We start from the raw sequence: 13,377 nt of genomic DNA, 5'->3' as shown, positions 1-13,377 counted from the left end.
GGGTCGTCAGTCCTCGCGGACCGCGAGCGCGAGGAACCGTGCGTCCTCGTCGGCGTACGACCTCATACGCCATCCCGAACGGCTCAGAAGCGGAGCGAGGTTGCCCTCGGCGCGCAGGTCGTCGGGGGTGATCCGGCGGCCCTGACGTGCCGCCAGGGCCGCGCGGCCGATGGGATGGAAGAGCGCGAGCGTGCCGCCCGACTTCACCACGCGGGCCAGTTCGCGCAGGTTGTCCGCCGGATGCGGCAGGTGGGCGATCAGACCGGCGGCGAACACGGCGTCCAGGCAACCCGGGCGCAACGGCAGCGCGGCGACGTCCGCGAGCAGCAGCCGGCCGTCGCGGTCCCGGCCCGCCCGTACGGCGGCCTGGAGCATCGCCGGAGTCAGATCGGCGCCCAGCACCACCCCGGAACGGCCCACGGCGGCCCGCAGGTGCGGCAGAGCGCGCCCCGTGCCGCAGCCGGCGTCCAGCACGCGGGCACCCTCCCGCAGCCCGAGACCGGCGACAGCGGCGGCGTAGGCGGGCCCGTCGTCCGGGAACCGGCTGTCCCAGCCGGCCGCCCGCGCGGTGAAGAACTCCTGGACGTGTGTGTGGTCGTCGCTCATGTTCCGCATGATCTCTCACCGCCACGGGGGACACCCCGGTGCGCATGCTCGAGCGGACGCGTTCGTGGCGGCACGCCTCTGTGTCGTGTTCCACCAGCTCGCGGAATGCGCCCCCTCGTGCGCCGCGGCCACACCGCCCGCTACTGGACACGGCCCGAACCCGCGGCTCAGGCCGCCAGGTCCCGCACCGCCACCACGTTGTCGATGGAGACGCGGACGAGCAGTTCACCCGGCACGCCGTTGCGGGCGCCGTACTCCTCGGCGCGCTCCTGGCCCACGTACCTGGCAGCGATCCGGGTGGCCCAGAGACGCACCTCGGCCAGGTCCTCCGACAACCGGGCCCGACCGCTCACCACCACGAAGTGGAAAGGCGGACGGTCGTCGTCCACGCAGAGGGCGACTCGGCCGTCACGGGCCAGATTGCGTCCCTTCACCGTGTCCTTGCCGGTGTTGAACACCAGTTCACCCCCGTCCAGCACGAACCAGATCGGAGCCACATGCGGGCTCCCGTCTGCGCGAACGGTGGACAGCTTGCCGGTGCGGGTGCCGTCCGAGACGAACGCCCGCCACTCCTCATCGGTCATCTTCTCTGCCATGCGCCCATCCTGCTTGCCCGCGCGCCGGTCGTGGGGAAGGCTGGCGGAGAGGTTCCTCCAGCCAGGGGGAGACATCACACGGGGAGAAGGACATGCCGCAGAACCAGGGACTCGGCTGGCTCCTGGACGATCTGACCGAGCGGGTGGATCACGTGCGCCACGCGCTGGTCCTGTCGAACGACGGACTGGTCACGGGAGCGAGTACGGGGCTACGCCGCGAGGACGCCGAGCATCTGGCCGCTGTCGCGTCCGGACTGCACAGCCTCGCCAAGGGCTCGGGACGCCACTTCGGTGCGGGCAGGGTGCGCCAGACGATGATCGAGTACGACGACGCCGTACTGTTCGTGACCGCGGCCGGCGCCGGTAGCTGTCTGTGCGTGCTCAGCGGGGCGGAGGCCGACATCGGTCAGATCGCCTATGAGATGACCCTGCTGGTCAACCGGGTCGGCGAACACCTCGGCGTCGGCGCCAGGCAACCCGAGAAGACCCGTATCACGGACGCCTGACCACGGGTTTCTTCCATCCGCGTCGAGTTGTCCACAGGCCTGACACGGGTGGCGACGAAACGGCTACGGTGTGTGCACGGCGAACGCGCAGGGCGTGAGCCACTCACTCCACGGGGGAGTACGACCATGTCGGCAAACACCGTCGGCCCGGCCCGTCCCAGTCACTGCACACCGAGTCGTGCCGCTCGAGAACTGAAACTCGAGCGAGGCGAGTTCGACCTCGCCGTGCACCTCGGCCGCATCCGGTCCGTGCCCGACGAGGGCGGGGGCGGAGCCCGCCGGGTGCAGTGGGCGGAGATCGACCGCCTCCGCGCGCAGGACGGCTTCCCCGATGCCCTGCGCGAGCGAGTGCGGCTCATGGGGACCGCCGAGGGTGCCGCCCTCATGAACATCTCGGCCGGCCGCTTCACCCGGCTCGCCCGGCTGGGCCTGCTCGTGCCCACGCACTTCCTCCTCAACCGCTACCGGGCCGTGGTCTGGCTCTATCTCGCCGAAGACCTGCGGGAGTTCGCCGCGGACGCGAAGAACAGGAACCTGCTCAAGGGTCGTACGCCCGAGAGCCTTCGCGGCCAGCTGGCCGCCGGAGTGGATCTACGGGCCCGCAACTGGCGCGGACGCCGCCTGGGAATCCTGCTGCGGCAGGCGGAGCATCCCTGGGCCCGCGCCGCGGCCGTGGCCGCGTTCCTCACCGCCCTCGATGTCGCCGACATCGTCAGGGACCCGTACGAGCGTGCGTACCTGAACCGGTTCCGCCCCGCCCCACCTGGTCAGGGCGCTCCCGGAACGCCCTCCGCGGAGCTTGCCGAGCGGATCACGACAGCCCAGGACACGGACGAACTCGGCTGGCTGCGCAACGACCTGGCGCGCGCGATGGAGGAGGCCCGCAGTCTCTCGCCCGCACCGCGCCCCGCTGCCCGCCGCGTTCCGCCGGTGATCCGAGCGGCGGCGCGGCCCATCTCGCCGATGGCGCGCACGGTCACGCGGCCCAGGGAGGACACGACGAGGTTCCCGGGACCGGCGACGTGGCCCGAGCACCCTGCGCCGCGGCCGCCGGATCCGACGGCGCACCGATGCGGGTCGGCGGCGCGAGCGCCCGAACCGGCGGGCCGGCGGCCCGGGCGGGCGACCCGACTGCCGCAACCGGCGACCCGGCCGTCGTCACAGCCGGCGGTACGGCCCCGGCTGCGGGCCGTGCTACCGGCAGCCGCACCCCTCCCCCAGGGGCACGAGACCGGAGGGGCGGGCCAGGCGGCGACCCACGGCGCACGGCGAACGCCGCGGTCGCTGCCGGAAGCCGCGTGGCCGTGCCGTGGTCCGCGAGCCTGGCTGCGGTGGAGAGGTCCACGAGCCGCACGGCCCTGACGACCCCGCCGCCGGCATCCGGCGCCGGACGTCACAGGGACCGGAACAGGCCTTCCTGGACGACCGAGACGAGCAGCCGTCCCCGGACGTCGTAGATGCGACCGCGCGCCAGGCCCCGCCCGCCGGTGGCGATCGGCGACTCCTGGTCGTACAGGAACCACTCGTCCGCCCGGAACGGCCGGTGGAACCACATGGCGTGGTCCAGCGACGCCATGTCGAAGTTCCGCGGTCCCCACAGCGGCTCGACCGGGATGCGGACCGCGTCCAGGAGGGTCATGTCACTGGCGTAGGTCAGCGCGCACGTGTGCACCAGGGGATCGTCGCCGAGCGGACCGACCGCGCGCATCCACACGGCGCTGCGCGGCTCGGCACCCTGGATCTCGTCGTCGTTCCAGCGCAAGCGGTCCACGTACCGGATGTCGAAGGGCTGGCGGCGTGCCATCCGTTCCAACTGCTCGGGCAGCGCGCCGAGATGCTTGCGTATCTCCTCGGTGACCGTCGGCAGCGACTCCGGGTCCGGCACTTCACGGGCCGGCGGGAGCTGGTGCTCGAACGGTCCTTCCTCGGGCTTGTGAAAGGAGGCGGTCAGATTGAAGATCGTGCGGCCCTGCTGCACGGCCGTGACCCGGCGCGTGGTGAACGAGCGACCGTCGCGGACCCGCTCCACCTGGTACACGATCGGCACTCCGGGCCGCCCCGGGCGCAGGAAGTACGCGTGCAGGGAGTGCACCGGGCGCTCGCCGTCCGTGGTGCGGCCGGCGGCGACCAGTGCCTGTCCCGCCACCTGGCCGCCGAAAACCCGCTGGAGGGACTCCTGCGGGCTGCGGCCACGGAAGATATCGACCTCGATCTGCTCCAGGTCGAGCAGGTCTACCAGTTTCTCGGCCGGATTCGTCATCGGTGGGTTTCTCCTGTGCTCACAGCTGGCCGACATCGGTGACACGGACGACCGCACGGCCCTCGGCGTCCGAGGCCGTGAGGTCGATCTCGGCGCTGATGCCCCAGTCGTGGTCGTCGTTCGGGTCGTCGAAGATCTGGCGGACGCGCCACAGGGCGTTCTCCGGCTCCTCGTTGATGACGAGCAGCTTGGGGCCACGGGCGTCCGGACCGGTGCCGAGGTCGTCGTACTCGTCCCAGTACTTGTCCATCGCCTCGCCCCACGCGTCGGCGTCCCAGCCGGACTCGGCGTCCATCTCGCCCAGTTCCTCGACGTGGTCGAGGGCGGCCAGCTCCACGCGGCGGAACATGGCGTTGCGGACGAGGACACGGAAGGCGCGGGCGTTGGCGGTGACCGGCTTGACCTCGTCGGCCTTCTCCTGGGCCTCCTCGGCGGTCATCTCCTCCGGGTTGGCGAGCTGTTCCCACTCGTCCAGCAGGCTGGAGTCCACCTGGCGCACCATCTCGCCCAGCCACTCGATCAGGTCCTGCAGATCCTCGGACTTCAGGTCGTCCGGGATGGTGTGGTCGAGGGTCTTGTAGGCACTGGCGAGGTAGCGCAGCACGATGCCCTCGGTGCGGGCAAGCTCGTAGTGGGACACCAGCTCGGTGAAGGACTGCGCCCGCTCGTACATGTCCCGGACGACCGACTTCGGGGACAGCGGATGGTCACCCACCCACGGGTGGCTCTTGCGGTAGGTGTCGTACGCGTGGAAGAGCAGCTCCTCCAGCGGCTTCGGGTACGTGATGTCCTGGAGGCGTTCCATGCGCTCCTCGTACTCGACGCCGTCCGCCTTCATCGCGGCGACGGCCTCACCGCGCGCCTTGTTCTGCTGGGCGGCCAGGATCTGCCGTGGGTCGTCCAGGGTGGATTCGACGACGGAGACCATGTCGAGGGCGTAGGAGGGGGACTCGGGATCGAGGAGTTCGAACGCGGCGAGGGCGAACGTGGACAGCGGCTGGCTCAGCGCGAAGTCCTGCTGGAGGTCGACCGTGAGCCGGACGATGCGGCCCTCGGCGTCCGGCTTGTCGAGTTTCTCCACGATGCCGCCGTCGAGCAGCGAGCGGTAGATCGCGATCGCCCGGCGGATGTGCCGGAGCTGCTGCCTGCGCGGCTCGTGGTTGTCCTCCAGCAGGTGGCGCATCGCCTCGAACGCGTTGCCCGGGCGGGCGATCACCGACAGCAGCATCGTGTGGGTCACCCGGAACCGCGAGGTCAGCGGCTCAGGATCCGACTCGATCAGCTTCTGGAAGGTGTTCTCCGTCCAGCCGACAAAACCCTCCGGCGCCTTCTTGCGCACCACCTTGCGCCGTTTCTTCGGGTCGTCGCCCGCCTTCGCCAGCGCCTTCTCGTTCTCGACGACGTGTTCCGGTGCCTGCGCGACGACGAGCCCGGCCGTGTCGAAGCCGGCCCGGCCGGCCCGGCCCGCGATCTGGTGGAACTCCCGGGCCCGCAGAGTCCGCACGCGGTTGCCGTCGTACTTGGTCAGCGCCGTGAACAGCACCGTGCGGATGGGCACGTTGACGCCCACGCCGAGCGTGTCCGTGCCGCAGATGACCTTCAGCAGCCCGGCCTGGGCGAGCTTCTCCACCAGGCGCCGGTACTTGGGCAGCATGCCGGCGTGGTGCACGCCGATGCCGTGCCGGACGTAACGGGAGAGGTTGCGGCCGAACTTGGTGGTGAAGCGGAAGTTGCCGATCAGTTCGGCGATCTGGTCCTTCTCCTCACGCGAACACATGTTGATGCTCATCAGCGCCTGCGCCCTCTCCACGGCCTGCGCCTGTGTGAAGTGCACGATGTAGACCGGCGCCTGCCTGGTCTCCAGCAGCTCGGTGAGTGTCTCGGTGAGCGGGGTGAGCTGGTACTCGTAGGAGAGGGGCACCGGGCGTGTGGCCGAGCGGACCACCGTCGTGGGGCGGCCGGTCCGGCGGGCGAGGTCCTTCTCGAAGAAGGACATGTCGCCCAGGGTTGCCGACATCAGGATGAACTGTGCTTGCGGGAGCTCCAGCAGTGGAATCTGCCAGGCCCAGCCGCGATCACCCTCGGTGTAGAAGTGGAACTCGTCCATGACGACCTGGCCGACGTCGGCGCCCTTGCCGTCGCGCAGCGCGATCGACGCCAGCACCTCGGCGGTGCAGCAGATCACGGGTGCGTCGGCGTTCACGGACGCGTCACCGGTGAGCATGCCGACGTTCTCGGTGCCGAAGATCTTGCACAGCTCGAAGAACTTCTCCGACACCAGAGCCTTGATGGGGGCCGTGTAGAAGGTGACCTCGTCGCGGGCCAGCGCCGCGAAGTGCGCGCCCGCGGCGATCATGCTCTTGCCGGAACCGGTGGGCGTCGACACGATGACGTTCGCCCCGGAGACCACCTCGATCAGCGCCTCCTCCTGGTGCGGATAGAGGGTGAGACCGCGTTCCCGCGCCCACGACTCGAAGGCTTCGTACAGGGCGTCGGGGTCGGCGGTCGGCGGCAGCTGATCGATGAGGGTCACGCCCCCATCTTGCCTGGCCTCCCGCCTGACCGGGGAATCGGCTGCGGGTACGAAGATCACGGCCGCTACGCTGTGTCGCCGGCACAGCGTCGGCGGACCAGGCCAACTGGCAGCGGTACACGAGGAACGGGGCGGGAAGCGGCCATGATGGGACCAGCACACTCACTGTCGGGGGCCGCGGCCTGGCTCGGCGTCGGTGCGGCCGCCGCCGCGGCCGGTCATGCGATGCCCTGGCCGGTCCTCCTCACCGGCGCGCTGATCTGTGCCGGCGCCGCGCTCGCCCCGGACCTCGACCACAAGGCGGCCACCATTTCCCGCGCCTTCGGGCCGGTCTCCCGCTGGATCTGCGAGATCGTGGACAAGCTGTCGTACGCCGTCTACAAGGCGACCAGGAAGCAGGGCGACCCACGCCGCTCCGGTGGTCACCGCACGCTGACCCACACCTGGCTCTGGGCGGTGCTCATAGGCGCGGGCTGCTCAGCGGCGGCGATCACGGGGGGCCGCTGGGCGGTGCTGGCGATCCTGTTCGCGCACCTGGTGCTGGCGATCGAGGGTCTGCTGTGGCGGGCCGCGCGCGGTTCCAGCAGCGACGTCCTGGTCTGGCTGCTGGCGGCCACCAGCGCGTGGATCATCGCGGGGGTGCTGGACAGGCCGGGCAACGGCTCCGGCTGGCTCTTCACCGCGCCCGGGCAGGAGTACATGTGGCTGGGGCTGCCGGTCGTGCTGGGGGCGCTGGTGCACGACATCGGGGACGCGCTGACCGTGTCCGGCTGCCCGATCCTGTGGCCGATCCCGGTGGGCCGCAAGCGCTGGTACCCGATCGGTCCGCCGAAGCCGATGCGGTTCCGGGCCGGCAGCTGGGTCGAGCTGAGAGTACTGATGCCGGTGTTCATGCTGCTCGGGGGAGTGGGCTGTGCCGCGGCCCTCAACGTGATCTGAGGAACCCTGCCCGATCAGCTCGCCTCGCCCGCGTCCGCTCCTCCGTACCGCCGTTCGAACCGGGCGATGCGGCCCTCGGTGTCCACCGTGCGGGCCTTGCCTGTGTAGAAGGGGTGGCTCTCCGAGGAGATCTCCACGTCGATCACCGGGTAGGTCCGGCCGTCGTCCCACTCGATGGTCTGCTCGCTCCGCGCGGTGGACCGGGTCAGGAACGCGTATCCGGCGGCCCGGTCGCGGAAGACGACGGGCTGGTAGTCGGGGTGCTTGTCCTGCTGCATGGCGGCTCCTCGTGCGGGGCGGTCGGGCCGGTGGCGTATGGGTCAGCCGGGGAGGGAGTCCTCGTCGACGATGTGGATCGCGGCCTCCTCGGCGGAGGCGGCGGCACCGTCGATGCCGACGTCGGTGGCGACGAGAGCGGGCTCCTCGTCCTCGTGCGCACCCTCGTCGGGGGCCACCAGCCGGCCGGAGCGGAGATTGCCGACCTCGTTGTCGAGGAGTTCGCCGTCCGTGCCGTCACAGTCACCGATGCCGTCGCCGCCGGGGGTGGCCAGGTCGGGAAGCTCCTCGGCGAGCCGCTGGTCGAGGCTCTCGCCCGCCTTGCGTTCGGCAGCGGTCACACCGATGTGTTCCACCGCCCACGGTCGCTCGGGAGGGGACCAGCCGCGGTCGAGCGGTTCGGCGATGCCGTCGAAGTCCAGTGTGTCCTCGACGTCGAGCACCCCCGAATCCTCCGCTATTTCGGATGGATCGGGTTGGTAGACGTCGTCCCCCCAGCCGTCGGCGCTGTCCACGAGTACCTCCAGGTGGTGAGGACGGCCGGGTGCCGCCCCAGCGGACGGTGGGCCGTCTGCACGCCCGGCACGGGGGTTACGCGCCGTGAATCGAGTGGTTCCCGCGCGTTCCTCCAGCCGGTGCCGCTTTCCAGCCTTCCACCCCTGCTCGGCACCGCGCAACGGCACGGCTCCCGGCGAGGAGGCGGGCCTCCGCACCCATGCCGGGTTGCGGCCTGCGGGGCGCCGGTACGGGGGCTGCACCGGCACGGCCGACCCGTCCCGCCTCGACCGTGCCGGCACCGGTCCCACGGGCCGGCGTACCGCTGTCGGGGCGGACACCCCCGTGCCGTGGACCGGCCTGCCGCCGTCGGTGCGGAACCAGGGCCGTGGAGCGGCCTACCGCCGTCGCGGCCCAGGCAGCGGCAAGCCGGCCCCGTCGTCACCCGTGCCAGGACCGCCACAGGGCCGCGTACGCCCCGTCCGCGGCGACCAGCTCGTCATGGCTGCCCAGCTCGCTGATACGGCCGTTCTCCACGACGGCGATCACGTCGGCGTCGTGAGCGGTGTGCAGACGGTGGGCGATGGCGACGACGGTGCGGCCGTCGAGGACCCGCGCCAGCGAGCGTTCCAGGTGGCGGGCCGCGCGGGGGTCGAGCAGCGACGTCGCCTCGTCCAGGACGAGCGTGTGCGGATCGGCCAGCACCAGCCGGGCCAGCGCGATCTGCTGGGCCTGCGCCGGGGTCAGGCCCAGCCCGCCGGAGCCGACCTCGGTGTCCAGGCCGTCGTCGAGCGCCCGCGCCCAGCCGTCCGCGTCGACCGCGCCCAGCGCGTCCCACAGCTCGACGTCCGTGGCACCGGTACGGGCCAGCAGGAGGTTGTCGCGCAGGGAGCCCACGAAGACATGGTGTTCCTGGTTGACCAGGGCGACCTGCGAGCGCACGCGCTCCGCGGGCATCCGGGACAGCTCCGCTCCGCCCAGGGTGACCCGGCCGTCCCGTGGCGCGTAGATTCCGGCGAGGAGCCGGCCCAGGGTCGACTTGCCCGCGCCGGACGGGCCGACCAGGGCCAGCCGGGTGCCCGGCGCGACCTCCAGGGAGACCGTGCGGAGCACGTCGACGCCCTCGCGGTAACCGAAGCGCACCCGGTCGGCGCGCACCTCCCGCCCGTCGGGTGCCGCCGCGCCGTCCCCCGCGTCGGGCTCGACCTCCCGCACCCCGACGAGGCGGGCCAGCGAGACCTGGGCGACCTGCACCTCGTCGTACCAGCGCAGGATCAGGTTCACCGGGTCGACGAGCATCTGTGCGATGAGCGCTCCCGTGGTCAGCCGGCCCACGTCCAGCCAGCCGTGCAGGACGAGCACCCCGCCGACCATCAGGACCGAGCCGAGCACGATGACGTGCACGGCGTTGATGACCGGGAAGAGTACCGAGCGGAGCCAGAGGGTGTAGCGCTCCCAGGCGGTCCATTCCTTGATCCGCCGCTCGGAGAGGGCGATGCGGCGAGCACCGAGGCGGTGCGCCTCGATGGTGTGGCCCGCGTCCACGGTCTCGGCGAGCGCGGCGGCGACGGCTGCGTATCCGGCGGCCTCGGAGCGGTATCCGGAGGGTGCCCGTCTGAAGTACCAGCGACAGCCGGCCACCAGCACCGGTGCGGCGAGCAGTACGGCGGCGGCCAGTGGCGGGGCCGTCACCACGAGCCCGCCGAGAAGCAGCAGGGCCCATACGAAACCGATGGCCAGCTGCGGCACGGCCTCGCGCATCGCGTTGGCCAGACGGTCGATGTCGGTGGTGATCCGGGAGAGCAGGTCACCGGTGCCGGCCCGCTCCAGCACACCCGGCGGCAGCCCTACGGACCGGACGAGGAAGTCCTCGCGCAGGTCGGCCAGCATCCGCTCGCCGAGCATCGCGCCCCGCAGCCGTACCTGCCGGACGAAGGTGGCCTGCACGGCCAGTGCCAGCACGAACAGCGTGGTGGTCAGGCCCAGGTGCAGCTCCCGGGAGTCGTCCGTCACCCGCTGGACCAGGTCACCGAGCAGGTAGGGACCCACCATGGAGGCGAGCACGGCCACCGTGTTGACGGTGACGAGCAGCAGGAAGGCCCGGCGGTGCCGGCGGAACAGCTCGGTGACGTACGCGCGCACGGTGGCGGCGGCGCCGACGGGCAGGGTGGAGGCGGTCGTCGGGGCCGCCGGGTCGTAGGCCGGTGGCGCAACGCCGATCATGCGCTTTCCTCCATCTCGTCCAGTTCCATCAGCACGCCGTCGTCGGAGCCGGCCGGCCCCTCACGGGTTCCGGCCAGATCCTCGTCGGTCTCCCGGGTCACCACGGCGCGGTACCGCGGCTCGCTGTCGACCAGCTCGCGGTGCGTACCGACCGCGACGACCTCTCCCTCGTGGACCAGGGCGACCCGCTCCGCGCGGTCGAGCAGCAGCGGGCTGGAGGTGAACGCGACCGTCGTCCGCCCCGACCGCAGCCGGCGCAGACCGTCCGCGATACGTGCCTCGGTGTGCGAGTCGACCGCGGAGGTCGGCTCGTCCAGCACCAGCACCTCGGGATCGGTGATCAGCGACCTGGCCAGCGCGAGGCGCTGGCGCTGGCCGCCGGACAGGGAGCGTCCGCGCTCGGTGATGCGGGCGTCCATGGGGTCGGCGGCGTCCAGCGAACCCTGCACCAGCGCGTCCAGCACGTCCCCGCACTGGGCCGCGGCCAGCGCGTCCGCGGCGCGTACCGCTCCGGAAGAGGGGACGTCGAGCAGCTCGCGCAACGTGCCGGACAGCAGCACCGGGTCCTTGTCCTGGACGAGGACGGCGGTCCGGGCGGTGCTCAGGGGCAGCTCGTCCAGGGGCACCCCACCGAGCAGCACCGACCGGTCCGGTTCCGCCGGATGGCCGCCCAGCCGCTCGGCGAGCGTGCCCGCCGCGTCCGGGTCGCCGCACACCACCGCCGTGAACCGGCCGGCAGGCGCGAGCAGACCGGTCGCCGGGTCGTACAGGTCACCGACCGGCACCTCGGCCTCAGCTTCGGCCTCGGCCCGGTCCCGGCTCCCGTCCTTGTCCTTGTCCGTGCGGAGGGGAACCGAGGACCGCTCCAGCGACAGCACCCGGGCGGCCCGGGTGGCCGAGGGGCGGGAGAAGGAGTACGCCATGGCGATCTCCTCGAAGTGCCGCAGCGGGTAGTTGAGGACCATGACGGCGCTGTAGACGGTGACGAGTTCACCGACCGTGATGCGGCCCTGGCGGGCCAGATGGATACCGTGCCAGACGACGGCGATGAGCAGCAGTCCGGGCAGCAGTACCTGGACGGCGGAGATCAGCGACCACATACGGGCGCTGCGCACGGCGGCGTGCCGTACCTCCTGCGAGGCGCGGCGGTAGCGGTCGAGGAACAGCTCCTCACCGCCGATGCCGCGCAGCACCCGGAGCCCGGCGACGGTGTCCGAGGCCAGCTCGGTGGCCCGGCCCGCCTTCGCCCGCTGCTCGTCGGCGCGGCGCGTCGCCCGGGGCAGCAGCGGCAGCACCGCGAGCGCCACGACAGGGAGCCCGACGGCGACGACCACGCCGAGCGCCGGCTGGTAGACGAGCAGGCCGACACAGACGATCGCCACGGTCAACGCGGCGGCGGTGAAACGGGAGACGGCCTCGACGAACCAGCCGATCTTCTCCACGTCACCGGTGGAGACGGCCACGACCTCGCCGGCCGCGACCCGCCGGGTCAGGGCGGAGCCCAGTAGGGCGGCCCTGCGGGCCAGCAGTTGCTGGACCCGGGCGGCGGCGGTGATCCAGTTGGTGACCGCTGACCGGTGCAGGAAGGTGTCGCCGACCGCGATGGCCGTGCCGCAGACCAGCATCAGACCACCTGTCAGGGCCAGCCGGGGGCCGGAGTGGTCGATGACCGCCTGCACGGCCAGACCGACACAGAAGGGCAGCGCGGACACCCCGACGAAGTGCAGCAGGCCCCAGGCGAGCGCCTTCAGCTGTCCGCCCAGCTGGTTGCGCCAGAGCCACCACAGGAATCGGGGACCCGAGCGTGCGTCGGGAACGCCCGGGTCGGGATACGGAAGGTCTTGGATCTGCATGACGTCCCAGTGGCTCGTGTCAGGGAGGAGAAGAGGGCGATGAGCGGCAGCAAGCCGTGAAAGGTTCGCGTCGCACCGAGGTGAATTTCAAACGGTTTTCCTGACGGGCCTGCGGAGTCCGCGGGTTCCGGCCAGGCACGGGGAGCACGGGGCGGCGCATTGTTCGAACGACCGTCACCCGACACGGTGAATGCCCGAAAGATCGCACAATGGACCGGAGCGCGATGCCACCATGAGCGGGTGCAGATCGACAGTGCGCGGCGCATGACGCTCGCGGCGGCGGCTTTCGGGTTCCTTCTCGCCACGCTCTCCGCCTGCGGCACGGCCACCCCCGGACCCGCCTCCGCCCGCAGCGCGCACGGTGCTCATGGCCCGCTCGGGCGGACCCCCACCGTGTCGTCCGCCCCCACGACAGACCCGACCCGCATCCCGGGCGTCGGGGACCGCCTGTACCGACGGATTCCCGCCGACTCCCGCCAGGTCGTGGCCGTGTACGGCGAGGACGACGACTCGGCCGAGTCCAGACTGGTGCTGTATACGCGGCGGGGCTCCAAGTGGCGTCCCGTGGGCAGTTGGCCCGCGCACAACGGGCGCGGCGGCTGGACCACCGACCACCACGAGGGCGACCAGCGCAGCCCGACCGGCGTGTTCACCCTCACCGACGCGGGCGGTGCCCTCCCCGACCCGGGCACCCGGCTGCCCTACGACCAGGACGAGGATGCCTACGCGCCCCCGGAGGAGTGGGACGAGGCACACCAGCACGACTTCGACTACGTCATCGCCATCGACTACAACCGTCTCAGGGGCACGCCGCCGCGCGACGCCACCCGCCCCCGCGGCCAGGGCAAGGGCGGCGGTATCTGGCTGCACATGGACCACGGCAGCGGCACCTCGGCCTGCGTCAGCGTCTCCAGGGATGCCATGGAGCACCTGCTGCGCACGCTCGACCCCGCGCGGGATCCTGTCGTGGTGATGGGGGACAGGGCGACCCTGCTGGCCTAGGTCGTGTCCGCAAAGTGTCGGCGTCGTTGGTCTGTGCGTGGTGCGTCGTCATGAGCTGACCGATGAGTCGTGGGCGTTGATCGAGCCG

12 protein-coding genes are annotated in these 13,377 nt (G+C 71.6%); 4 read left to right on the top strand and 8 right to left on the bottom strand.

Going from position 1 to position 13,377, the window contains the following annotated elements:
* Window positions 1-6 precede the first annotated feature (6 nt).
* Together ACF1BE_RS29880 and ACF1BE_RS29875 are read right to left on the bottom strand one after the other, a co-directional pair.
* Window positions 7-606: a class I SAM-dependent methyltransferase gene (locus tag ACF1BE_RS29880; protein ID WP_392202118.1), complete on the bottom strand. Its 600-nt coding sequence runs from the start codon at window positions 604-606 to the stop codon at window positions 7-9.
* A 167-nt stretch (window positions 607-773) separates the two neighbouring features.
* On the bottom strand, window positions 774-1,202 hold the full coding sequence (locus tag ACF1BE_RS29875) for a PPOX class F420-dependent oxidoreductase (RefSeq protein ID WP_392202117.1): 429 nt from the start codon (window positions 1,200-1,202) through the stop codon (window positions 774-776).
* Window positions 1,203-1,294: 92 nt separating this feature from the next.
* On the opposite strand from ACF1BE_RS29875, the gene ACF1BE_RS29870 reads away from it, so the two are divergent.
* Window positions 1,295-1,708, top strand: coding sequence for a roadblock/LC7 domain-containing protein (locus ACF1BE_RS29870; protein ID WP_392202116.1), 414 nt, complete (start codon window positions 1,295-1,297; stop codon window positions 1,706-1,708).
* 126 nt (window positions 1,709-1,834) lie between these two features.
* Window positions 1,835-3,070, top strand: a complete 1,236-nt coding sequence (locus ACF1BE_RS29865) for a DUF6397 family protein (protein WP_392202115.1) — start codon at window positions 1,835-1,837, stop codon at window positions 3,068-3,070.
* 31 nt (window positions 3,071-3,101) lie between these two features.
* Here the strand turns inward: ACF1BE_RS29865 and ACF1BE_RS29860 are convergent, their stop codons facing one another.
* Both ACF1BE_RS29860 and ACF1BE_RS29855 read right to left on the bottom strand, forming a co-directional pair.
* The gene (locus tag ACF1BE_RS29860) at window positions 3,102-3,968 is read right to left on the bottom strand and encodes an acyl-CoA thioesterase (RefSeq protein WP_392202114.1); all 867 of its coding nucleotides are present in this window, start codon (window positions 3,966-3,968) and stop codon (window positions 3,102-3,104) included.
* A gap of 19 nt (window positions 3,969-3,987) precedes the next feature.
* Window positions 3,988-6,501 (bottom strand): DUF3516 domain-containing protein, encoded by a 2,514-nt coding sequence (locus ACF1BE_RS29855; protein ID WP_392202113.1) that lies wholly within the window; start codon window positions 6,499-6,501, stop codon window positions 3,988-3,990.
* Between the two features lie 144 nt (window positions 6,502-6,645).
* On the opposite strand from ACF1BE_RS29855, the gene ACF1BE_RS29850 reads away from it, so the two are divergent.
* Window positions 6,646-7,440: a metal-dependent hydrolase gene (locus ACF1BE_RS29850; protein ID WP_392202112.1), complete on the top strand. Its 795-nt coding sequence runs from the start codon at window positions 6,646-6,648 to the stop codon at window positions 7,438-7,440.
* A gap of 14 nt (window positions 7,441-7,454) precedes the next feature.
* Here ACF1BE_RS29850 and ACF1BE_RS29845 read toward each other — a convergent pair whose 3' ends face one another.
* From ACF1BE_RS29845 to ACF1BE_RS29830, 4 genes are all read right to left on the bottom strand, one after another.
* Complete coding sequence (locus ACF1BE_RS29845) at window positions 7,455-7,718, bottom strand: type B 50S ribosomal protein L31 (RefSeq protein ID WP_392202111.1); 264 nt, start codon at window positions 7,716-7,718, stop codon at window positions 7,455-7,457.
* Window positions 7,719-7,760: 42 nt separating this feature from the next.
* Window positions 7,761-8,231, bottom strand: coding sequence for a DUF5709 domain-containing protein (locus tag ACF1BE_RS29840; RefSeq protein WP_392202110.1), 471 nt, complete (start codon window positions 8,229-8,231; stop codon window positions 7,761-7,763).
* Window positions 8,232-8,652: 421 nt separating this feature from the next.
* Window positions 8,653-10,434, bottom strand: coding sequence for an ABC transporter ATP-binding protein (locus ACF1BE_RS29835; RefSeq protein ID WP_392202109.1), 1,782 nt, complete (start codon window positions 10,432-10,434; stop codon window positions 8,653-8,655).
* Window positions 10,431-12,287 carry an ABC transporter transmembrane domain-containing protein gene (locus tag ACF1BE_RS29830; protein WP_392202108.1) on the bottom strand — a complete coding sequence of 619 codons (1,857 nt, stop codon included), beginning with the start codon at window positions 12,285-12,287 and terminating at the stop codon, window positions 10,431-10,433. Before ACF1BE_RS29830 ends, ACF1BE_RS29835 begins: the two co-directional genes overlap by 4 nt.
* Window positions 12,288-12,551: 264 nt before the next feature.
* On the opposite strand from ACF1BE_RS29830, the gene ACF1BE_RS29825 reads away from it, so the two are divergent.
* Window positions 12,552-13,289, top strand: a complete 738-nt coding sequence (locus ACF1BE_RS29825; RefSeq protein ID WP_392202175.1) for a L,D-transpeptidase family protein — start codon at window positions 12,552-12,554, stop codon at window positions 13,287-13,289.
* Window positions 13,290-13,377: the final 88 nt, after the last annotated feature.

The organism is Streptomyces sp. NPDC014991, assembly GCF_043080665.1.
In the GTDB taxonomy this organism is placed as follows: domain Bacteria; phylum Actinomycetota; class Actinomycetes; order Streptomycetales; family Streptomycetaceae; genus Streptomyces.
The sequence above is the reverse complement of the archived record's forward strand: the minus strand, read 5'-3'. Positions and strand labels throughout refer to the sequence as shown.